This is a genomic window from Streptomyces sp. Xyl84, assembly GCF_059731885.1.
The window spans coordinates 1695851-1718196 of sequence record NZ_AP029182.1; the positions used below are offsets into that span (position 1 = coordinate 1695851).

Annotated in this window: 16 protein-coding genes; 3 read left to right on the plus strand and 13 right to left on the minus strand. The window is 73.2% G+C overall.

Annotation, left to right across the window (positions count from 1 at the left end; translation table 11 throughout):
* The first annotated feature begins 11 nt into the window (after positions 1 to 11).
* The gene (locus AC6I72_RS07230) at positions 12 to 845 is read left to right on the plus strand and encodes a PaaX family transcriptional regulator (RefSeq protein ID WP_498000038.1); all 834 of its coding nucleotides are present in this window, start codon (positions 12 to 14) and stop codon (positions 843 to 845) included.
* A gap of 26 nt (positions 846 to 871) precedes the next feature.
* On the opposite strand, the gene AC6I72_RS07235 is transcribed toward AC6I72_RS07230, so the two are convergent.
* The gene (locus AC6I72_RS07235) at positions 872 to 3211 is read right to left on the minus strand and encodes a bifunctional salicylyl-CoA 5-hydroxylase/oxidoreductase (RefSeq protein ID WP_498000039.1); all 2340 of its coding nucleotides are present in this window, start codon (positions 3209 to 3211) and stop codon (positions 872 to 874) included.
* A 7-nt stretch (positions 3212 to 3218) separates the two neighbouring features.
* Positions 3219 to 4046, minus strand: coding sequence for an enoyl-CoA hydratase family protein (locus tag AC6I72_RS07240; protein WP_498000040.1), 828 nt, complete (start codon positions 4044 to 4046; stop codon positions 3219 to 3221).
* A 337-nt stretch (positions 4047 to 4383) separates the two neighbouring features.
* Here AC6I72_RS07240 and AC6I72_RS07245 point away from each other — a divergent pair, with 337 nt between their 5' ends.
* Positions 4384 to 4857 (plus strand): ATP-binding protein, encoded by a 474-nt coding sequence (locus AC6I72_RS07245; RefSeq protein ID WP_498000041.1) that lies wholly within the window; start codon positions 4384 to 4386, stop codon positions 4855 to 4857.
* Between the two features lie 83 nt (positions 4858 to 4940).
* Here AC6I72_RS07245 and argF read toward each other — a convergent pair whose 3' ends face one another.
* From argF to AC6I72_RS07300, 11 genes are all read right to left on the minus strand, one after another.
* Complete coding sequence (gene argF, locus AC6I72_RS07250; RefSeq protein ID WP_498000042.1) at positions 4941 to 5954, minus strand: ornithine carbamoyltransferase; 1014 nt, start codon at positions 5952 to 5954, stop codon at positions 4941 to 4943.
* Between the two features lie 61 nt (positions 5955 to 6015).
* Positions 6016 to 7254, minus strand: a complete 1239-nt coding sequence (locus tag AC6I72_RS07255) for an arginine deiminase (RefSeq protein WP_498000043.1) — start codon at positions 7252 to 7254, stop codon at positions 6016 to 6018.
* 121 nt (positions 7255 to 7375) lie between these two features.
* Complete coding sequence (locus tag AC6I72_RS07260) at positions 7376 to 9934, minus strand: polynucleotide kinase-phosphatase (RefSeq protein ID WP_498000044.1); 2559 nt, start codon at positions 9932 to 9934, stop codon at positions 7376 to 7378.
* On the minus strand, positions 9931 to 11424 hold the full coding sequence (locus AC6I72_RS07265; protein ID WP_498000045.1) for a 3' terminal RNA ribose 2'-O-methyltransferase Hen1: 1494 nt from the start codon (positions 11422 to 11424) through the stop codon (positions 9931 to 9933). The genes AC6I72_RS07260 and AC6I72_RS07265 overlap by 4 nt, the downstream gene beginning before the upstream one ends.
* Before the next feature lie 165 nt (positions 11425 to 11589).
* Positions 11590 to 12513, minus strand: a complete 924-nt coding sequence (locus tag AC6I72_RS07270; RefSeq protein WP_498000046.1) for an LLM class F420-dependent oxidoreductase — start codon at positions 12511 to 12513, stop codon at positions 11590 to 11592.
* Positions 12514 to 12747: 234 nt separating this feature from the next.
* Complete coding sequence (locus tag AC6I72_RS07275; protein ID WP_366726907.1) at positions 12748 to 13221, minus strand: DUF6099 family protein; 474 nt, start codon at positions 13219 to 13221, stop codon at positions 12748 to 12750.
* A 170-nt stretch (positions 13222 to 13391) separates the two neighbouring features.
* Positions 13392 to 13826: a nucleotide pyrophosphohydrolase gene (locus tag AC6I72_RS07280; RefSeq protein ID WP_498000047.1), complete on the minus strand. Its 435-nt coding sequence runs from the start codon at positions 13824 to 13826 to the stop codon at positions 13392 to 13394.
* Positions 13827 to 14007: 181 nt separating this feature from the next.
* Entirely contained in the window at positions 14008 to 14397 is a 390-nt protein-coding gene (locus AC6I72_RS07285) for a cell division protein SepF (RefSeq protein WP_037856037.1), read from the minus strand.
* Positions 14398 to 14551: 154 nt separating this feature from the next.
* Positions 14552 to 16699 carry an RNA polymerase recycling motor ATPase HelR gene (gene helR / locus AC6I72_RS07290; protein ID WP_498000048.1) on the minus strand — a complete coding sequence of 716 codons (2148 nt, stop codon included), beginning with the start codon at positions 16697 to 16699 and terminating at the stop codon, positions 14552 to 14554.
* Positions 16700 to 17087: 388 nt separating this feature from the next.
* Positions 17088 to 18113 carry a LacI family DNA-binding transcriptional regulator gene (locus tag AC6I72_RS07295; RefSeq protein ID WP_498000049.1) on the minus strand — a complete coding sequence of 342 codons (1026 nt, stop codon included), beginning with the start codon at positions 18111 to 18113 and terminating at the stop codon, positions 17088 to 17090.
* Complete coding sequence (locus tag AC6I72_RS07300; RefSeq protein WP_498000050.1) at positions 18110 to 20626, minus strand: glycoside hydrolase family 2 protein; 2517 nt, start codon at positions 20624 to 20626, stop codon at positions 18110 to 18112. Before AC6I72_RS07300 ends, AC6I72_RS07295 begins: the two co-directional genes overlap by 4 nt.
* Positions 20627 to 20942: 316 nt before the next feature.
* Between AC6I72_RS07300 and AC6I72_RS07305 the strand changes: the two genes are divergently transcribed.
* On the plus strand, positions 20943 to 22265 hold the full coding sequence (locus tag AC6I72_RS07305; RefSeq protein WP_498000051.1) for an ABC transporter substrate-binding protein: 1323 nt from the start codon (positions 20943 to 20945) through the stop codon (positions 22263 to 22265).
* The last annotated feature ends 81 nt before the right edge of the window (positions 22266 to 22346 follow it).

Sequence of the window (22346 nt, forward strand, 5' to 3'; positions counted from 1 at the left end):
GACGACCTAAAATGATCAACGTGTCCGACCAGCCCGCGCCCCCCGCCCCGACCAGCCCCCGGTCCCTCATCGTCACGCTCTACGGGGCGTACGGCCGCTTCGCGCCCGGCCCGGTGCCCGTCGCCGAGCTGATCCGGCTGCTGGCGGCGGTCGGGGTGGACGCGCCGTCGGTGCGCTCCTCGGTCTCCCGGCTCAAGCGGCGCGGGCTGCTGCTCCCGGCCCGCACCGCGCAGGGCGCCGCGGGCTACGAACTGTCCGCCGAGGCGCGCCAGTTGCTGGAGGACGGCGACCGCCGCATCTACGCGGGCGCGCCGCCCGGCGACGAGGGCTGGGTGCTGGCCGTCTTCTCCGTGCCGGAGTCGGAGCGGCAGAAGCGGCACGTGCTGCGGTCCCGGCTGGCCGGGCTCGGCTTCGGCACGGCGGCCCCCGGGGTGTGGGTCGCGCCGGCCCGGCTGTACGAGGAGACCCGGCACACGCTGCGGCGGCTGCGGCTGGACGCGTACGTGGACTTCTTCCGCGGCGAGCACCTGGGTTTCACGCCGACCGCCGAGGCGGTCGGCCGCTGGTGGGACCTGGCGGCGGTCGCCGAGCAGCACGAGGCGTTCCTCGCCCGGCACGCGGGGGTGCTGGAGGCCTGGGAGCGGCGCGGTGACACCCCGCCCGAGGAGGCGTACCGCGACTACCTGCTCGCCCTGGACTCCTGGCGTCACCTGCCGTACGCCGATCCCGGCCTGCCCGCACACCTGCTGCCGGCCCACTGGCCCGGGCTCCGCTCGGCCGCCGTCTTCCGGGGCCTGCACGAGCGGCTGCGGGACGCGGGAGCCGAGTTCGCCGGACTGACCTGACCCCGGGCCGCCGGTCCGGCCGGGCCTCAGCCACCGGGTCGCAGGCGCGGTGCGGGCGCGTCCGTACGCCCGGTCTGCGGGCGCCTGCTGCCCGCCCGGTAGGGGGCCGGCCACACCGCGCCGGGGCCCTGGTACCCCTGTTCGGCGGCGGCGTGCAGGGTCCAGTGCGGGTCGTACAGGTGCGGGCGGGCCAGCGCGCACAGGTCCGTGCGCCCGGCCAGGATCAGGGAGTTGACGTCGTCCCAGGAGGAGATCGCGCCGACCGCGAGGACCGGGACGCCGACCTCGTGCCGGATCCGGTCGGCGAACGGCGTCTGGTACGACCGCCCGAACTCCGGCCGTTCCTCGGCGACCACCTGCCCGGTCGAGACGTCGACGGCGTCGGCGCCGTGCGCGGCGAAGGCGCGGGCGATCTCCACGGCGTCCTCGGCCCCCGTACCGCCCTCGGCCCAGTCGGTGGCCGAGATACGGACGGTCATGGGGCGTTCCTCGGGCCACACCGCGCGCACGGCGTCGAAGACCTCCAGCGGGAAGCGCAGCCGTTTGTGCGGTGAGCCGCCGTAGGCGTCGGTGCGGTGGTTGGTCAGCGGGGAGAGGAAGCCGGAGAGCAGGTAGCCGTGGGCGCAGTGCAGTTCGAGCAGGTCGAACCCGGCGCGGGCGGCCCGCCAGGCGGCGGAGGTGAACTGCTCGCGGATGTCGGTGAGCTGGGCGCGGGTGAGCTGGCGGGGCACCTGGCTCCCGGGCCTGTACGGCAGTGCGGAGGCGGCCACCAGCGGCCAGTTGCCCTCGGGCAGCGGTTCGTCCATGCCCTCCCACATCAGCCTGGTCGAGCCCTTGCGCCCGCTGTGGCCGAGTTGCACGCCGATGGCGGTGCCCGGTGCCTGCCGGTGCACGAACTCGGTGATCCGCCGCCAGGACTCCGTCTGCCGTCCGGTCCACAGACCGGTGCAGCCCGGGGTGATCCGGCCCTCGGGGCTCACGCACACCATCTCGGTCATCACCAGGCCCGCGCCGCCCAGGGCCCGCGCCCCGAGGTGCACGAGGTGGAAGTCGCCGGGGACGCCGTCGACGGCGGAGTACATGTCCATGGGCGAGACGACGACCCGGTTGCGCAGGGTCAGGCCGCGCAGCCGGAACGGGGTGAACATGGGGGGTGTGCCGGGCGGGCAGCCGAACTCGCGCTCGACGGCGTCGGTGAAGCGGGCGTCGCGCAGGCGCAGGTTGCCGTGGGTGACGCGGCGGCTGCGGGTGAGCAGGTTGAAGGCGAACTGGCGGGGCGGCTGGTCGAGGTACAGGCCGAGGTTCTCGAACCACTCCAGGCTGGCCCGGGCGGCGCGCTGGGTGGAGGCGACGACGGGTTTGCGCTCCGCCTCGTACGCCGTCAGCGCCTCGGTGATCGTGGGCTGTTCGTCCAGGCAGGCGGCGAGGGCGACGGCGTCCTCGACGGCGAGTTTGGTGCCGGAGCCGATGGAGAAGTGGGCGGTGTGGGCGGCGTCGCCGAGGAGCACCAGGTTGCCGTGCGACCAGTGCTCGTCGGTCACCGTGCGGAAGGTGGTCCAGGCGGACTTGTTGGAGCGCAGCGGGCGCCCGCCGAGTGCGTCGGCGAAGATCTTGGCGCAGCGCTCGACGGACTCCCGTTCGTCCAGTTCACCGAACCCGGCGGCCCGCCAGACCTCTTCGCGCATCTCGACGATGACCGTGGAGGAGCCTTCGTCCTGTGGCCCGGAGGCGCTCGTCGGGGGGTGGTGGCCGGGCGCGGGGCGGGACGGGCGGGAGTAGGGATAGCCGTGCAGCTGCATCACGCCGTGCTCGGTCTCGGCGATCTCGAAGCGGAAGGCGTCGAAGGCGAAGTCGGCGGCGAGCCAGATGTAGCGGCAGCGGTGCTCGGTGATCTCGGGCCGGAAGACGTCGGCGTACGCCGCGCGGGTGGCGCTGTGCACCCCGTCGGCGGCGATCACCAGGTCGTGCGTCTCCCGCAGCCGGTCCGCAGGCGGGGCCTCGGTGCGAAAGCGCAGGTCGACGCCGAGGGAGCGGCAGCGGGCGTGCAGGATCTGGAGGAGCCTGCGCCGGCCGAGGGCGGCGAAGCCGTGTCCGCCGGAGGTCTGCCGGGTGCCGCGGTGCACGATGTGGATGTCGTCCCAGCGCACGAAGTCCCGTGTGAGGGCCTGGTGGACGACCGGGTCGGCGTGTTCGATCCCGCCGAGGGTCTCGTCGGAGAGGACGACGCCGAAGCCGAAGGTGTCGTCGGGGGCGTTGCGCTCCCAGACGGTGACCTCGCGGGCCGGGCCGAGCCGTTTCAGCAGGGCCGCCGCGTACAGGCCGCCGGGGCCGCCGCCGATGACCGCGACCCGCTGGGCGCCGGTCACCGCCGCCTCACCTCCCCTGCCACTTCGGCGGCCGCTTCTCGGTGAACGCGGCGTGGAACTCGGCGTAGTCCTCGCCGTTCATCAGCAGGGCCTGCGTGGCGGCGTCCATCTCGACGGCGGCGGACAGGGGCATGTCGAGTTCGGCGGTGAGCAGGGCCTTGGTCTGGGCGTGGGCGAGGGCGGGACCGTCGGCGAGGCGGTGGGCGAGGACCCGGGCGGCCTCGTCGGCGTGGCCCTCGTCGGTGAGCTGGCTGATCAGGCCGATCCGCTCGGCCTCGGGCGCCCGGACCGGCTCGCCCAGCATCAGCAGCCGGGTGGCGTGGCCGAGGCCGACCACGCGGGGCAGCAGGTAGGCGGCGCCCATGTCGCCGCCGGAGAGGCCGACCCTGGTGAACAGGAAGGCGAAGCGGGCGCTCGGGTCGGCGACGCGGAAGTCGGCGGCCAGGGCGAGGACGGCCCCGGCGCCCGCCGCGACGCCGTGCACCGCCGCGATCACCGGGAACGGGCACTCGCGCACGGCCCTGACGACCTGCCCGGTCATCCGGTTGAAGTCGAGCAGTTCGGCGGTGTCCATGGACAGGGTGGCGCCGATGATCTCGTCGACGTCGCCGCCCGAGCAGAAGCCGCGGCCCTCGCCGGCCAGTACCAGGGCGCGTACGGCGCGTTCCCGGGACAGCTCGGCGAGCAGGTCGCGCAGGTCGGCGTAGGCGCCGAAGGTGAGGGCGTTGAGCTTGTCGGGGCGGGCGAGGGTGACGGTGGCCACCCCGCCGTCCAGCTCGACGCGCAGGTGCCGCCACGCGGAGGTGCGGGTGACGGAGCCGGTGAAGGGACTCATGACGTACGGCCTCCTCGGCGGACTGCCCGTGTCGTCCGGCACGGCGGCGATGCCGTGCCCGGCGCTCCCCCACGAAGCTATCACCTGTCTTTGACTGTCGTCACGAGGGCGCGATAGAGCGGGTTCTCGCGGCAGGCTCCGGCCGTGACAATGCGACCGGCGTCCGTCGCTTCGTCACAGGTCGTCCATGGCCCGGTAACGACGGGAGGGGGCGGGGGAGGACGGACGTTCGCAGGGGTAGTCCGTCCGTGCCGGGGCCCGGCCCCGGACGGAGGGCCCCGAGAGCCGCCGCCGACGGCCCCCGTACCATTCCCCTCGTCGAAAGCAGGACAGCCCGATGGTGACCACCGGTTCGCCCTGCGTCATGAACGGACACACGTTGTACGAACCCGCCGCTTCCGCCTGGCGCATCGCGCTGCCGCACACGGCCGCCGCCGTACCGGTGGCCCGCGCCCTGGTCCGCACGGCGCTGGCCGAGCAGGAGCACACGGCCGACAGCGACACCGCGGAACTGCTCACGGCCGAGCTGGTGGCCAACGCCGTGGAGCACACCGCGGGCAGCGGCCCGATAGAGCTGCTGGTGGAGCTGGAGCCGGGCGGCTGTCACGTGGAGGTGCGCGACGCGGACCCGGAGCCGCCGGGCGGGCTGACCCGCCCCGGCCCGACCCCGCCCGACCCGTGGCGGGAGGACGGGCGGGGCCTGCTGCTGATCCGGGCGCTCAGCTCGTCCTGCGGGCACCGGCCGACCGCTTCGGGCAAGGCGGTGTGGTTCCGGCTGTCCGCGCCGCCCGGGGGGCCGGGCGGCGCCTGAGCGGCGCGACGCCCGGCGCGCGGTGCGCCGCGGCGCACAGAAGCGGGCCCCGGCGGCCGGAACCCGCTTCTGTTCCGCAGCCCTCAGCCTCGCGCCAGCGTGGCGACCAGGACCGCCTTGATGGTGTGCAGCCGGTTCTCGGCCTCGTCGAAGACGACCGAGTGGGCGGACTCGAAGACCTCGTCGGTCACTTCCAGGGACCGCAGGCCGTACTGCTCGTGGATGTCCCGGGCGACCTTGGTGCCGAGGTCGTGGAAGGCGGGCAGGCAGTGCAGGAACTTCACGTCCGGGTTGCCGGTGGCGCGCAGGACGTCCATGGTCACCGCGTAGGGCGCCAGGGACTGGATCCGCTCCTGCCAGACCTCCTTGGGCTCGCCCATGGAGACCCACACGTCGGTGGCGACGAAGTCGGCGCCGCGCACGCCCTCCTCCAGGGACTCGGTGAGCGTGACGCGCGCGCCGCTCGCGGCGGCCAGCTCGTGGGCCCGGTCGACGATCTCCTGGGCGGGCCAGTAGGTCTTGGGGGCGACCAGGCGCACGTCCATGCCGAGCAGGGCGCCGGTGACCAGGTAGGAGTTGCCCATGTTGAAGCGGGCGTCGCCGAGGTAGGCGAAGGCCGTCTCGCCCAGCGGCTTGTCGCTGTGCTCGGTCATCGTGAGCACGTCGGCCAGCATCTGGGTGGGGTGCCAGTCGTCGGTGAGCCCGTTGTAGACGGGGACGCCGGCGTGCGCGGCCAGCTCCTCGACGTCGCTCTGGCGATCGCCCCGGAACTCGATCGCGTCGAACATCCGACCGAGGACGCGGGCGGTGTCCTTCATGGACTCCTTGTGCCCGATCTGCGAGCCCGACGGGTCGAGGTACGTGGTCGAGGCGCCCTGGTCGGCGGCGGCGACCTCGAACGCGCAGCGGGTGCGCGTCGAGGTCTTCTCGAAGATCAGCGCGATGTTCCTGCCGCTCAGGTACCGCGTCTCCGTCCCTGCCTTCTTGGCGGCCTTGAGTTCGGCGGCCAGCTCGACCAGACCGCGGAACTCCTCCCGGGTGAAGTCCAGCTCCTTGAGGAAGTGGCGGCCGGCGAGGGCGGTCGGGACTGTCGCCATGGGGGCGCTCCAACGGGTGAGGGACAGGGACTCCTGGAATTCTATACGACTCTCAGAATTTCTATGCGGTCGGGGAGGTGACAGGGTCCCGTTCCACCGGGCAGCTCATGCAGCGCGGGCCGCCCCTGCCCCGCCCCAGCTCGCTGCCGGGGATCTCGATCACCTCGATGCCCTGCTTGCGCAGGTGCGTGTTGGTGGTGGCGTTGCGCTCGTAGGCGACGACGACGCCCGGCTCCACGGCCAGCACGTTGCAGCCGTCGTCCCACTGCTCGCGCTCGGCCGCGTGGACGTCCTGCGTGGCGGTGAGCACCCGGATCTCGCTCAGTCCGAGCGCGGCGGCGACGGCCCGGTGCATGTGCTCGGGCGGATGGTCGGTGACCTTGAGTTCCTTGTCGCCCGAGCCCGGTTCGATGGTGTACGAGCGGAGCATGCCGAGCCCCGCGTACTGGGTGAACGTGTCCCCGTCGACCATCGTCATCACGGTGTCCAGGTGCATGAACGCACGCCGCTTGGGCATGTCGAGCGCCACGATCGTCCGCGCCGACCCGGCGGCGAACAGTTTGTGCGCGAGCATCTCGACGGCCTGCGGGGTGGTCCGCTCGCTCATCCCGATGAGCACGGCGCCGTTGCCGATGACAAGGACGTCCCCGCCCTCGATGGTGGACGGGTAGTCGGCCTGCCCCTCGGACCACACGTGGAACGGCTCACCGCGGAAGAGCGGGTGGTAGCGGTAGATCGCCTCGAAGTGGACCGTCTCGCGCTGCCGGGCGGGCAGGCGCATCGCGTTGACGCAGACGCCGTCGTAGATCCAGGCGGAGGTGTCACGGGTGAAGAGGTGGTTGGGCAGCGGACCGAGCAGGAAGTCGTCCAGGTCCATCACGTGGAACCGCACGGAGGCCGGCTCGGCGTGCGCCTGCAGGAACTCCCGCTTGGTCATGCCGCCGACCAGCGCCTCGGCCAGTTCCGGCGCCTCCAGCGTCTCGAACGCGGCCCGGAGATGGTCGGTGGCGAGCGGGCCGTACTCCTTCTCGTCGAAGACGCGGTCCAGGACGAGCGACCGGGCCGACGGGATCTCCATCGTCTCGGTCAGCAGGTCGCCGAAGAGGTGCACGGCGACACCGCGGTCGCGCAGCACGTCGGCGAACCCGTCGTGCTCGGCGCGCGCCCGGCGCACCCAGAGCACGTCGTCGAAGAGCAGTGCGTCCTTGTTGCTGGGGGTGAGCCTTTTGAGCTCGAGATCGGGCCGGTGCAGGATGACGCGGCGCAGCCGCCCGGCCTCGGAGTCGACATGGAATCCCATGCCTCCATCCTGACCACCCGGCCCCGCCTTCACCCCCCCTTGCCGGTTTCCGTGCGCTTTCGTGGCAGGGCGCGGTCCGGCCGCGGCGGAGGAGGAGCCCGTCGCGGCCGGCCGCCGGCCGTCACAGCCGGGGGTCCACCGGCTCCGACTCCAGGGCGAGGACGCCGAACACGGCCTCGTGCACCCGCCACAGCGGTTCACCGGCGGCGAGGCGGTCCAGGGCCTCCAGGCCGAGGGCGTACTCGCGGGTCGCCAGCGACCGCTTGTGGTTCAGGAACCGCTGCCGCAGCCGGGCGAGGTTGTCCGGGCGGGTGTACTCGGGACCGTAGATGATCCGCAGGTACTCCTGGCCGCGGCACTTGATGCCGGGCTGGACCAGCCGCCCCGCCTCGGTGCGCACCAGCGCGCCCAGCGGCTTGACCACCATGCCCTCGCCGCCGCGGCCGGTCATCTCCAGCCACCAGTCCACGCCCGCCCGGACCGAGTCGGCGTCGCCGGTGTCGACGTACAGGCGGCGGGTGATCTGGAGCAGGCCGGTGCCGTCGTGGTCCACCAGCCGGTCGATCAGCGCGAGCTGTTCGTCGTGCGGCAGCGCGGCGAGACTGCGGCCGCGGACGGCGAGGATCTGGAACGGCGCCAGGCGGACGCCGTCCAGGCCCTCGGTGGGCCAGCAGTAGCGGCGGTAGGCGGCCGTGAACGCGGCGGCGTCCGACGCCCGCTCCCGCTGGCGGGCCAGCAGGCCGCCGACGTCCACGCCCCGCGCGGCGGCGCCCTCCAGGGCGCCCAGCACACCGGGGAACACCGCGGCGGCGGCCGCGCCGACCGCCGCGTACTGCGAGCGCAGCAGCCCGGCCGCCTTCAGCGACCACGGCATCAGCTCGGCGTCGAGCAGCAGCCAGTCCGTGTCCAGTTCCGTCCACAGCCCGGCCCCGGTCACCGCCGTGCGCAGCCGCCCGAGGACCTCCTCGGTGACCGCGGGGTCGTCGAAGAAGGGCCGGCCGGTGCGGGTGTAGAGCGCGCCCGTGGGGCCGTCCACGCCGAACCGCTCGCGCGCCGCGTCCGCGTCCCGGCACACCAGGGCCACGGCCCGCGAGCCCATGTGCTTCTCCTCGCACACCACCCGCGCGACCCCGTCCTCGCGGTACTGGGCGAACGCCTCCTGCGGGTGCTCCAGGTAGCCCTCGGCCCGCGAGGTGGCGGTGGGTGCCATCGTCGGCGGCAGGTAGGGCAGCAGCCGCGGGTCGACGGCGAAGCGGCTCATGACCTCCAGGGCCGCCGCCGCGTTCTCCTCGCGGACGGCGACGCGGCCGGCGTGCCGGGTCTCCACGGCTCGGCGTCCCCGCACGTCACCGAGGTCCAGCGGGCGCCCGTCGTGTCCGCCGGGCGCCTCGGAGCGCAGCGGCTTCACCGGCTCGTACCAGACCCGCTCGGCCGGTACGTCGACCAGTTCCCGCTCCGGCCAGCGCAGCGCGGTCAGCCTGCCGCCGAACACGGCGCCGGTGTCCAGGCAGAGCGTGTTGTTGATCCAGGTCGCCCGCGGGACGGGGGTGTGGCCGTAGACCACGGCCGCCCTGCCGCGGTAGTCCTCCGCCCACGGGTAGCGCACCGGCAGCCCGAACTCGTCGGTCTCACCGGTGGTGTCGCCGTACAGCGCGTGCGAGCGGACGCGGCCGGAGGTGCGGCCGTGGTATTTCTCGGGCAGTCCCGCGTGGCAGACCACCAGCCGTCCGCCGTCGAGGACGTAGTGGCTGACCAGTCCGTCGATGAACTCCCGTACCTCGCGCCGGAACTCCTCGCTCTCCCCCTCCATCTGCGCGATGGTCTCGGCCAGTCCGTGGGTGGGCCGGACCGTGCGGCCCTTGAGGTGGCGGCCGTACTTGTTCTCGTGGTTGCCGGGCACGCACAGGGCGCTGCCCGACTTCACCATCGCCATCACCCGGCGCAGCACGCCGGGGCTGTCCGGACCGCGGTCGACGAGGTCGCCGACGAAGACGGCCGTGCGGCCCTCGGGGTGCACACCGTCGGCGTAGCCGAGCTTGCCGAGCAGGGCCTCCAGTTCGGCGGAGCAGCCGTGGACGTCGCCGATGATGTCGAAGGGGCCGGTGAGGTGGGTGAGGTCGTTGAAGCGCTTCTCGGTGACGACGGTGGCCCGCTCGGCCTCCTCGGCGCCGCGCAGCACGTGCACCTTGCGGAAGCCCTCGCGCTCCAGGTGGCGCAGGGAGCGGCGCAGTTCGCGGATGTGCCGCCGGATGACCCGGCGGGGCAGACCGGCCCGGTCGGTGCGGGCCGCGTTGCGCTCGGCGCACACCTCCTCGGGCACGTCGAGGACGATGGCGATGGGCAGCACGTCGTACTGCTTGGCCAGGTCGATCAGCTGCCGTCGGGCGTCGGGCTGGACGCTGGTGGCGTCGACGACGGTGCGCCGGCCGGCCGCGAGCCGCTTGCCCGCGATGTAGTGCAGCACGTCGAAGGCGTCCCGGCTGGCGCCCTGGTCGTTCTCGTCGTCGCTGACCAGGCCGCGGCAGAAGTCCGAGGAGATGACCTCGGTGGGCTTGAAGTGGCGGCGGGCGAAGGTGGACTTGCCCGAGCCGGTGGCGCCGACGAGGACGACGAGCGAGAGGTCGGTGACGGGCAGGACGCGTCCCTGCGGGGTGCCCGTGGTGCCGGGTGTCCCGGTCATGCGGCCTTCGCCTCCTTCTCCTTCTCGTGGGCCGGCTCGTGCGGGGACGTGCGGGTGAACACGGCCATCTGGGTGGGCGGGCCCACCTCGGGGTCCTCGGGGCCTACGGGCCGGAGGGCGACGGTGTAGCCGTGCCGGGCGGCCACCGCGTCCGCCCAGGCGCGGAACTGCGCGCGGGTCCACTCGAAGCGGTGGTCGCCGTGCCTGGCGTGCCCGGCGGGCAGGGTCTCCCAGCGGACGTTGTACTCGACGTTCGGTGTGGTGACGACGACGGTCCGGGGGCGGGCCGCGCCGAACACCGCGTACTCCAGGGCGGGCAGCCGGGGCAGGTCGAGGTGTTCGATCACCTCGCTGAGCACGGCGGCGTCGTACCCCTCGGTCCGCTTGTCGGTGTAGACGAGGGAGCCCTGGCGCAGCGTGACGCGCGCGGCCTGCCGCTCCCCCATCCGGTCCAGCTTCAGCCGCCGTGCGGCGACGGTGAGCGCCCGCACCGACACGTCGATGCCGACGATCTCCGTGTACCGCGCGTCCTCGAGCAGCGCCTGCACCAACTGGCCCTGCCCGCAGCCGAGGTCGAGGACGCGGGCGGCGCCGGCCGACGTCAGTTCCGCGAGGATCGCCTCGCGGCGCCGGACGGCGAGGGGGGTGGGCTTCTCGTCGGTCTCGGCGCCGGTCTCGGCCGCCACCGCGTTGTCGATCTCCTCGACGTCGCTGTCGTCCGTCTCGGCCAGCCGCAGCAGTTCCAGGCGCTCCATCGCCTGCCGGGCCAGCGACCAGCGGCGGCTCAGGTAGCGGCTGGTGATCAGCTTCTGCTCCGGGTGCGCGGGCAGCCAGCCCTCGCCGGCCCGCAGCAGTTTGTCGACCTCGTCGGAGGAGACCCAGTAGTGCTTGGCGTCGTCGAGGACGGGCAGCAGGACGTAGAGGTGGCGCAGTGCCTGGGCCAGGGTGACGGTGTCCGACTCCAGGACCAGGCGCACGTAGCGGGAGTCGCCCCACTGCGGGAACCCGGTGTCCAGCGGTACGGCGTCGGCGGTGACCGCCCAGCCGAGCGGTTCGAACAGCCGCCGCACCAGGGCGGGGCCGCCACGGGCCGGCAGGGCCGGTATCTCGATGCGCAACGGGCGTGGCAGACCCGGCAGTTCGGGCCTGGCGCGGCACACGCCGCGCATGGCGCTGGAGAACACCGCGCTCAGCGCCACGGCGAGCAGCGAGGACGCGGCGTAGGGCCGGTCGTTGACGTACTGCGCGAGCGCCGCGTCGGGTGCGCCGCCGCGTCCCTTGCCCTTGCCCCGCCGCACCAGCGCCACCGCGTCGACCTCCAGCAGCAGCGCCGCCGTGCAGCGATCGGTGTCCGCCTCGGGGTAGAGGACGTGCGCCGTGCCGAGGGAGGTGGAGAACGCCTGCGCCTTGCCGGGATGCTTGTGCAGCAGGTGGCCCAGGTCGGTCGCGGGGTGTTCGGGGGTGCCGGTGGTGGTGATGGTCAGGAACATGCGCAGGCCTCTCCGGGCCGGACGGACGGGTGGGGTGCCGGGCGTGCGCGGGCCCCCGGGACGGTGGTCCCGGGGGCCCGGCAGGACGGCGCCTCCACCTTGACACAGGGCCGGGGACCGGCGCCTGCCTTTATCTTCCGCCGTCTTCGCCGTGCGTCCGGCGCGCTACGACAGCTGCGACTGCACCTGGGAGGAGATCAGCTCCAGGTGGTCCAGGTCGGACAGGTCGAGGATCTGGAGGTAGACGCGGCTGGAACCGATCCCGGCGTAGCGGCCGAGCTTGTCGACCACCTCGGCCGGGGAGCCCGCCAGGCCGTTGGCCTTCAGCTCGTCGACCTCGCGGCCGATCGCGGCGGCGCGGCGGGCGACCTCCTGGTCGTCCCGGCCCACGCAGACGACCAGGGCGTTGGAGTACGTGATGTCACCGGCGTCCCGGCCGGCCGCCTGCGCGGCGGCGCGGACCCGGCCGAACTGCCGCTCGCTGTCCTCCAGGGAGGCGAAGGGGACGTTGAACTCGTCGGCGTACCGGGCGGCCAGCCGCGGGGTGCGGGTCGCGCCGAGGCCGCCGATGAGCACCGGGATCTTCGCCTGCGCGGGCTTGGGCAGCGCGGGCGACTCGCTCAACCGGTAGTACTCGCCCTGGAAGTCGAAGGTCTTGCCGGTCTCGGTCGCCCACAGGCCGGTGACGATCGCCAGTTGCTCCTCCAGGCGCGCGAACTTCTCCTTGGGGAACGGGATGCCGTACGCCTTGTGCTCCTCCTCGAACCAGCCTGCGCCCAGGCCCAGCTCGACCCGGCCGCCGGACATCTGGTCGACCTGCGCGACCTGGATGGCGAGGACGCCGGGGAGCCGGAAGGTGCCGGCGGTCATCAGGGTGCCGAGACGGATCCGCTCGGTCTCGCGGGCCAGGCCGGCGAGGGTGATCCAGGCGTCGGTGGGGCCGGGCAGGCCGTCCCCGCCGCCCATGCGGAGATAGTGGTCGGAACGGAAGAAGGCGTCGAAGCCGAGGTCCTCGGTGGCCTTGGCGACGGTGAGCAGGGTGTCGTAGGAGGCGCCCTGCTGGGGCTCGGTGAAGATACGCAGATCCATACCTCCATCCTGCACGCCACCCCAGCACCCGCCCCGCCGACCCCACCGGCCCCGCCCCCGCCGGTCGCCGGACGGGTGAACGCGGAGGGCGGGGGCGAGGGGAGGCGGGGGGCGGCCGCCGGGCCGGGGCGGGTGAGCAGGAGCGGGTCGCGTCCTGCCGCCGGGCGAGGGCGACCGCTGCCGCCCGCGGCAGTGTGCGGGCGAGCAGGGGGGCGGGGTCCCGGGTCGGGGGGGTCAGCCCGCTTCGCGTTCCGGCAGTACCGTCTCCTCGCGGACCGCCAGCTTGCGCAGCATCTCGCGGATGCGGTCCCTGGACTCGTCGGCCGCGTCGATGGCCTCCATGCACTGCCAGTACGTGCGCTCGTCGGCGGCCGAGCTGGCGATGCCGACCAGGGCGATGCCGACCTCGCCCAGCAGCCCGCCCAGGCACAGCAACGCCCGGTGCGCGTCGGCCAGTTCGGTGAGCTGGGCGGCGCGTAAGGACCCCGGGTCGAGGTCCGGGGCGTCCAGGACTCCGCAGCCGCGGCCCGCCAGTTCGGTCAGCCCCAGTGCCTCGCCGCGCAGTTCGGGCGGGCCGGAGACCGCGAGGCGGCTGCCGACCGCCTGCGCCAGGGCCTGCGCCTGCCACACCTCCGCCAGGATGGCGGGGGCCTCGCCGCTGCCCGCCAGTGCACGCCTGCTCGCCAGGATGAGCCGCACCGCGTCCATGCGCTGCCCCCGTCATCTCCCGACGTGCTCGTCGCACGTCTGCCCGAACTCCCTTGTTCACTACCCAGAGTGAAGGCGCTTGTGACAAAAAGCCAGGGGAAGACGGAAATCTCTGGACAACAAATCGATTTCGACCGGGTGAACGACTGCGGAGAGTGATAGCGGAGTCGTCAGCTCCCCTCGGTCGCCGTCCCCGTGTCCGGGGCGTCCCGGCCCACCGGACCGTCCGGGCCCGCCCCCCGCGCCGGGAACCGCTGTTCATTCCGGTCGATCTTCGCGGCCAGTGCCGCCAGCGGATCGACACCGAGCACCTCGCAGAGCTGCAGCAGGTACGCGAGGACGTCGGCGATCTCGTCCCGGACGCGGTACGCGGACCGGGGATCGGACATGACACGCGCCGACTCCTCCGGGGTCAGCCACTGGAAGATCTCGACCAACTCGGAGGCCTCGACGCTGAGGGCGGCGACCAGGTTCTTCGGGGTGTGGTACGGCTGCCAGTCGCGCGCCGCGGCGAACTCGGCGAGGCGGCGCTGCAACCCCGCCAGGTCGCGGGGCGGTTCGGGCAGCGGGGCGCCGGGTCCGGCGCGATCGGGGTGCTCGGTCACGTCACCAGATCTATCACCCGCGGCCCGGACACGGCTCGGGCCGGCCCGTCACCGGTCCTCGTCGGCCCGCCCACCGCGGCTCCGCCCAGCTCCGCTCGGGCGCGGTCATGCCCGGACCGCGGGACCCGCTGGTCCGGACGAACCGTTCCGCCCTGGCCCGCCTTCCCCCGGTCGGGGGGGCTCACGCGCCGGGGACCGCCGCCCCTTCCATCAGGCCGCTCACCTCGGTGCCGGGTGGCGTGAGGAGGAACACGTTGCGGTCGACGCGGTGCATCCCGCTGGCCAGGCCGAAGACGACGCCGGTGCTGAAGTCCAGGACCCGCTTGGCCACCTCGGTCTCGGCCCCGGTGAGGTCGAGCAGGACCGGCACGCCCGCCATCAGCGTCTCGGCGACGTCGCGGGCGTCCGCGAACACGTTGACCCGCAGGACGACGAAGCGGCGGCGCAGCTCCGTGTCCGCCTCCGGAAGGGCGCGGTGGTTCACCGCGGACGGCCAGGAGTCCCGTCCGCGCAACGGAACGACCTGGGCGAGCCCCTCCCACTGTTCATCGGTGACGTCGTGGCTGTTCACCGGCTCCCCCCGACCTGACTCGCACTCATCGCCTGCACCAGCCAATTCTTACGCCATGTCACCTGTTCGGCCCAACTGCGACACGGTCGGCGACGGAGATGGGCCGGTCCGGGACGCGGGCCGGCCCGGCCGGGCGCCGGTTCGCCCGCCCCCGTCAGGAACTGGTGAGGACGACGAGCTGCCGGGTTGCCCGGGTCATCGCGACGTAGCGGTCGACCGCCCCCTCGATGCCCGTGCCGAACTCCTGCGGATCGACGAGGACGACCAGGTCGAACTCCAGTCCCTTCGACAGCTCAGGGGTCAGCGACCGGACGCGGGCCGTACCGGGGAAGGCGGGAGCGCCGATGACGCAGGCGGTCCCCTCGGCGTGCGCGGTCGCCCAGGCGTCGAGGACCGCGTCCAGGTCCGCGACGGAACCGTGGACGACGGGGACGCCGTTGCTGCGGATGGAGACGGGCACGTTGGCGTCCGGCAGCGCGGCCCGGATGACCGGTTCGGCCTCCGTCATGATCTCCTGGGGCGTGCGGTAGTTGATGCTCAGGGAGGCCAGGGTGATCCGGTCGAACCCGACCCGCTCCAGCCGCTCCCGCCACGTCTGCGTGAAACCGTGCCTGGCCTGGGCGCGGTCCCCGACGATGGTGAAGCTCCGCGAGGGGCAGCGCAGCAGCAGCATCTGCCACTCCGCGTCGGTCAGTTCCTGCGCCTCGTCCACGACGACGTGCGCGAACGGTCCGGCGAGCCGGTCCGGTTCGGCGCGGGGCAGGGCGTCCTCGTCGACGAGGGCGTCCCGCAGGTCCCGTCCGTGCAGCATCGTCACCGCCCCCTCGCCGTCGTCGTCGGCGGCGAGCACGTTGTCGATGACGCGGGCCATGCGTTCGCGCTCGGCGGCGAGGGTGGCCTTCTGGCGGCGCTTGCGGCGGGCGGTCTCCGGGTCGCCCAGGCGCTGCCGTGCCGCGTCGAGGAGCGGCAGGTCGGACACGGTCCAGGCCTGCGGGTCCGCGCGCTGCAGCCGGCGTACGTCCTGCGGGCCGAGCCACGGCGCGCACATCCGCAGGTAGGCGGGGACCGACCAGAGGTCCGAGACGAGGTCGGCCGCTTCGATCAGCGGCCAGGCGCGGTGGAAGACGGTGACCAGTTCCCGGTTCCGCGTCAGCGACCTGCGCAGCAGTTCGGGCGGGGCGTCGCCGTCGTGCTTGTCCGCCAGGAGGGTGAGCAGTTCCTCCCAGACCTGCTCGCGGGCCTCGTTGTGCGGGGTGCCGGGCTCCGCCGCCTCGAACGCCGTGGCCCAGTCCTCGGCGTCCAGCCGGATGTCGGACCAGTGGGTGGTGACCGTCATGCCCTCCGTGGGCGGCTCCTCGTAGAACCTGACGGCCTTCTCGATCGCCCTCACGAGGTCCGCGGACGCCTTCAGGCGGGCCGCCTCCGGGTCGCTCTCGGTCCCGGCCGCGGCCCCCTCGGCGACGAGGTCCCGCAGCGTGCAGGTCTGGACGCCCTCCTCGCCGAGGCTGGGCAGCACGTCGGCGACGTAGCCGAGGTAGGGCTCGTGCGGGCCGACGAACAGCACACCGCCGCGGCGGTGCCCGAGGCGGGGGTCGGCGTAGAGGAGGTAGGCGGAGCGGTGCAGGGCGACGACGGTCTTGCCGGTGCCCGGGCCGCCGTCGACGACGAGGGCGCCGCGCGAGCCCGCGCGGATGACGGCGTCCTGGTCGGCCTGGATCGTGCCGAGCACGTCCCTCATGCGCGGCGACCGGCTGTCGCCGAGCGAGGCGATGAAGGCGGACTGGTCGTCGAGCGCGGCGTGCCCGGCGAAGGCGTCCGCGGTGAACACCTCGTCCCAGTAGTCGCTGATCCGGCCGCCGGTCCAGCGGTACCTGCGGCGGCTCGCCAGCCCCATGGGGTCGGCGTGGGTGGCTCCGAAGAACGGCTCGGCCGCGGGTGAGCGCCAGTCGAGCAGCAGCCGGCGCCCCGTGCTGTCGGTGAGGCCGAGCCGGCCGACGTAGACGGGTTCGGTGCCGTCCGCGCCGACCATGCGCCCCAGGCACAGGTCGAGGCCGAAGCGGCGCAGGGTGCGCAGCCGGGCGGTCAGGCGGTGGACCTCCGCGTCGCGGTCCATGGCCTGCCGGCCGAGGCCGCCGGGCGCCCTGCGGGCGGCGTCGAGGTGTTCGGACAGTTCGGCGATCGACTGCTCCAGACACTGCGCGACGGCCGCGAAGTGCCGCTCGTCGGCGGCGGTCAGCGCCGGGTCGGCCTTGGCGGACAGGCGCTCGGGAAGGTCGAAGACGCCGGTGGTCAGGGGGGTCACGTCCGTGATGCTCCGCATCTGTTCGGGGTCTGGGGGCTGAGGTCTCAGGTCCGGCCGTGCGTCACGGCCGGACGGCGGCCCCGGCCCCGTACCGCCGGCCGCGCCGCGAGCCCGGCCGGCGAGCGGACAGCACCGCGTGCCCCGTGGGCCGACACCGTCATACGCACTTCGCGACTCCCGTTCCCGCAGGTCCTGGCCATAGGCCGGTCATTCTGCGGTACGACGGGGGCCTTGCCGCAAGCCCCCCGGTGCGCTATACGTTGAGAGTGGAAAGGAGTGGGTCACCTCCTTTCCTTCTTCATTTCCGCCTTCTGTCCCGTGCCGTCCCCGTGCTTCCCTGTCTTCCGTTCCGGCGCCGCACGGGCCGGCAAGGCCGGGCGGCGCCGGGTCAGCGCGGCGGGGCCGTCGACGCCCGCGGCACCAGCGAGGGCGTCGCCACCGGCCGGGACGGGACGTCCTGGCCGGCGATCACGTCGAACAGCACCCGCGCCACCTGCGCACCGAAACCGTGCACGTCATGGCTCATCGCGGACAGCGTCGGATGGGTCAGCCGGCACAACTGGGAGTCGTCCCAGGCCAGCAGGGAGAGCTCGTCCGGCACCGAGATGCCCATCTCGGCGGCCACGCCCAGCCCCGCGACCGCCATCAGGTCGTTGTCGTAGACGATCGCGGTGGGCCGCCGCGCGGACAGCAGCAGCGAGCGTGTCGCGCGGGCGCCCTCCTCGCCGGAGAAGCCGGTCTCCGCGTGCAGGGAGCCGTCCAGGCCGAGGCCTTCCATCGTCTCCCGGAAGGCGGCCCAGCGGATGGCGCTGTGGCCGAGGCCGGACGGTCCGCCCACCCGGGCGATCCGCCGGTGGCCGAGGGCCGCCAGGTAGCGGACCGCCTCGGCGGTGGCGGTCGCGTCGTCGGTCCACAGGGAGGGCAGCCCGCCGGTGAGCGTGGGGTGCCCGACGGCCACCGCCGGCAGCCCGAGCGCCTTGAGGGGACCCAGGCGGGGGTCGTCGCGGTGGAAGTCGACCAGGACGGACCCGCCGACCTGGCGCTCGCGCCACCAGGTCTCCTGGAGGGCGATCTCCTCCTCCAGGCTGCTGACCAGGCGCAGCAGCAGGGAGCAGTGGCGTTCGGCGAGGACGCTCTCGATGCCGGAGATGAACTCCATGTAGAAGGGTTCGAGGCCCAGCAGCCGGGCCGGCCGGCAGATGGCGAGACCGATGGTGTCCACCGACTGCCTCGACAGGCTGCGCGCCGAGGAGTTCGGCGCCCAGCCCAGTTGCCGGGCCGCGGCGAAGATGCGTTCCCGGGTGGCCTCCGAGACGCCCGGCTTGTGGTTGAACGCCAGGGACACCGCGCCCTTGGAGACGCCGGCCGCCGCCGCCACGTCCTTGATGGTCACCCGTTCCGTGGGTGCGCTCACGCCGGTTCCCCGCAGAAGAGCGCCGCCCGGACCGCGTTGGCTCCGGTCTCGCTCGCGCCGCGCAGGCGCAGCCGGACGCGCTCACCGGGCAGCAGCGTCCGCAGTCCGGTGTCGCAGGCGGCGTCGGGGCCCAGCCGGTCGGCCTGCAGCAGGAGGTCTCGTACCAGGGTGTGTGCTGTCACCACGACGTCGACACTACCGCTGTCGCCCAGGTCGTGGACCGTGACGTCGAAGCGGGGCGCCGGGCAGCGGAAGTCCTTGTCCGGGACGGGGAAGTGCAGGGCGCGCAGCCCGTCGGCGTCGGCCACCAGGAACTCCTCGGCCGAGGCGGCGTCGGGCGCCAGGTCCGCGGGCAGGGCGGGCCGGGCCACGGAGCGCGGGGCAACCGTGACGTCGAGCACGGCCTGTGCCACGGTGCCGCCGTCGGCCCGCAGCCGCCGCAGCGTGACCGTGGTGTGCCAGGGCTCGGCGGACTGGTTGACCAGCGCGAGGGCCGGTGCCCCGCCTCCCTCTGCCCCGGTCCCGCCTCCCCCGGCCTGGGTCCCGCCTCCCCCGGCCCCGGTCCCGCCTCCCCCGGCCTGGCTCTCGCTTTCTCCGGCCGGGGGCAGCAGGGTCAGCAGCCGGTCGGCATAGACGCGGCGCAGTTCGTGGTAGAGCGGCTTGGGGCGGCCGTCGCCGTCGATCGCGGACCAGGAGCTGACCGGCCAGCAGTCGTTGAGCTGCCAGACGACGGTTCCGGCGCAGCGGGGCCAGTGGGCGCGCCAGTGCTCGATGCCGGCGGCCACGGCGCGGGCCTGCACGACCTGGGCGAGGTAGTGCCAGCGGTCGAAGTCGCCCTGGGGCAGCGGGAAGTGGCGGGCGATGCCGCGGTCCAGTTTGCCGTTCCCGTCCTCGGCCTTCTGGTGGTGCAGCATGCCCGGGGAGTCGGGGGCGAGCTGTTCGCCGGGCAGGGCGCGGCGCAGGGTGGCCAGGGCGGGCGGCGCCTGCCAGCCGAACTCGGCGACGAAACGGGGCACCGAGGCGCGGTAGTCGGCGTAGTCCCGGCGGTTCCACACCTCCCAGGAGTGGTGGGTGCCGTGGCCGGGATCGTTGGGGTGGTGGTCCCAGGAGCCGGACCAGGGGCTGCCGGCGGTGTAGGGGCGGGTGGGGTCGAGTTCGGCGACGAGGCGGGGCAGCAGGTCGAGGTAGTAGCCGCCGCCCCAGGAGTCGCCCGCCAGCTCCGGCTCCCACTCCCAGTCCCGGAAGCCCCACAGGTTCTCGTTGTTGCCGTTCCAGAGCACCAGGCTGGGGTGCGGCATCAGCCGGACAACGTTGTCGCGGGCCTCCGCCTCGACCTCCCCGCGCAGCGGCTGCTCCTCGGGGTAGGCGGCGCAGGCGAAGAGGAAGTCCTGCCAGACCATGAGGCCCAGCTCGTCGCAGGCGTCGTAGAAGGCGTGGTCCTCGTAGATGCCGCCGCCCCAGATCCGCACGAGGTCGACGCCCGCCGCGGCGGCCTGCCGCAGCCGGGTCCGGTAGCGCTCCGGGGTGATGCGGGAGGGGAAGACGTCGTCGGGGATCCAGTTCACGCCGCGCGCGAAGATCCGTACGCCGTTGACGACGAAGGTGAAGCCGGTGCCGTGCTCGTCGCGGGAGCGGTCGAGCGTGACGGTGCGGAAGCCGATCCGCCGGTTCCAGGAGTCCAGGGGCCGGCCGCCCGGTGCCGCCTCCTCGTCGACGAGGGTCAACTCCAGTTCGTACAGGAGCTGTTCGCCGTATCCCTGCGGCCACCACAGGGCGGGGTCCGGCACGTCGAGGGTCAGCACCGCCCGGTCACCGTCGACGTCCGCGCGGGCCCGCACGCCCGCCACCTCGGCCCGCAGCGCCAGCCTCCGGTCCGCGCCGCGCGCCGTGCGTTCGAGGTCGACGTGGATCTCCACCCGGCCCCTGCCGTCGGCGACCGTCACCAGCGGGCGCACCCCGGCCAACCGGGCCGTCGACCAGCGCTCCAGCCGGACCGGCCGCCACATCCCGGCGGTGACCAGCGTCGGGCCCCAGTCCCAGCCGAAGGCGCAGGCCATCTTGCGGATGTACTGGAAGGGCTCCGGATAGACGTTGGGCCGCTCGCCGGTCACGGCCCGGACGGCGTCGGCCTCGTCGTAGGCGGAGGCGAACTCCACGGCCAGCCGGCCGCTCACACCGGTGACGTCGAAGCGGTGGCGGCGGTGCATGTTGCGGGTGCGGCCCAGCTCCCGCCCGTCCACGGTGATCACGGCGGCGGTGTCCAGGCCGTCGAAGACGAGGTCGGTGCGCTCGTGGGCGCCGGGCCCGGTGCCGTCCGGGCCGAGGGTGCGGGTGTACGTCCACGCCCGGCGCCCGACCCAGGCGGCCTCCCGCTCGTTCAGGCCGAGGTACGGGTCGGGGATCACCCCGGCGGCCAGCAGGTCGGTGTGCACGCAGCCGGGGACCCGGGCGGGCAGCGGGGTCCCGTCGTGGTGGAGGCTCCAGCCCTCGGTGAGCTGGATGACGTCCTTCATGTGCGGCTCCTATCGGGAGGTGCGGGCAGGCGCGGGACGGTGCGGGCGGAGTCCGGGCACCGGCCGGTTGCGGCCGGCGCACGGCGGTACGACGCGACCAACCTAACTCCGGTTCATGAACCGGTCTAGTCCCCTTCCGTCGTCCGCCAGGGCGTTAACAGACCTGGTGAACAGCAAGGTAGAGCGGTGGACGACCGGCGCGAAGTAACGATTGGATATCGCGGTGAACTCGCGAGCTTTACCGGTTCACCAACGACTGCCATAGTTCCGTCAACCGCCGCAGCCCGAGCCGTAACCCTTGGAAGGAGTTGGGCACATGGGGAGGAAGACGACACTGAGCACCGCTCTGCTCACCACCGCGATGCTGACCGTCGCGGGGTGCAGCGGGGCGGGCGCGCCGTCGAACGAGGCCGCCACCGCGCCGTCGGACCCGGGGGCCGTCTCGGGCACCATCACGGTCCTGACCCACCGCACCGACCTCGTGCAGAACGGCACGATGAAGAAGTACGCGGCCGAGTTCAGCAGGACCTACCCGAAGGTCGAGGTGAAGTTCGAGGGCATCACCGACTACGAGGGTGAGGTCAAGATCCGCATGAACACCGAGAACTACGGTGACGTCCTGATGATCCCCGCGGCGATCTCCAAGGGCGACTACCCGAAGTTCTTCGCACCGCTGGGTCCCACGGCGTCCCTGCGGAGCAAGTACCGCTTCACCGACAAGACCGACGTGAACGGCAGGACCTACGGCATCGCCACCTTCGGCACCGCCAACGGCTTCGTCTACAACAAGGCCCTGTGGAAGAAGGCCGGTGTCACGGCCTGGCCCACCACCCCGCAGCAGTTCCTCACCGACCTGCGGGCCGTCGGGTCGAAGACCGGCGCGACTCCTTACTACACCAACTTCAAGGACGGCTGGCCGCTCAGCAGCCCCTGGACCAACAGCGTCGGCTCGGTCAGCTGCGACGCCAAGGCCTCCGACGCCCTGGCCGCCACGGACGAGCCGTGGGCCGCCGGCAGCGACCTGAACGTGATCGACACACTCCTCCACGACATCGTCCACGACAGGCTCGCCGAGAAGGACCCGACCACCACCAACTGGGAGAACTCCAAGACGCTCCTGGCCAAGGGGAAGATCGGCAGCATGCTGCTCGGTTCGTGGGCGATCACGCAGATGCGGGACGCCGCGAAGAAGGCCGGCACGAACCCCGACGACATCGGTTTCATGCCGTTCCCGGTCCAGAAGGACGGCCATTTCTGCGCCACCCTGCTCTCCGACTACCAGCAGGCCGTCAACGTCCACTCGTCCCACAAGGCCGCCGCGCGCGCCTGGATCGACTGGTTCACCGAGAAGTCCGGCTACTCCGCCTCCGAGGGCGCCGTCTCACCCGTGAAGGCCGTCAAGCTGCCGAGCACGCTGCAAGGTTATGTTGACAACGATGTCACGATGATCGAGCGCTCCGAGGCGAAGACCGCCGACGTCAACGCGATCGACAACGCCTCGGAGATCGGGCTGAGCAAGCCGGACTACCGGCAGAAGCTCGTCGACCTGGCGCGCGGCGCGCAGAAGGGCTCGCTGGAGGACTACTTCTCCGACCTGGACAAGCGCTGGGCCGAGGCCAGGCAGAGCGCCGGTTCCTGAACCGGCCGGCACACCGGGCCCCGCCCCGCCCGGCCCCGCCGCCCACGGGCCGGGGCCCGGTGTGCCGACCGCACGCTCGCT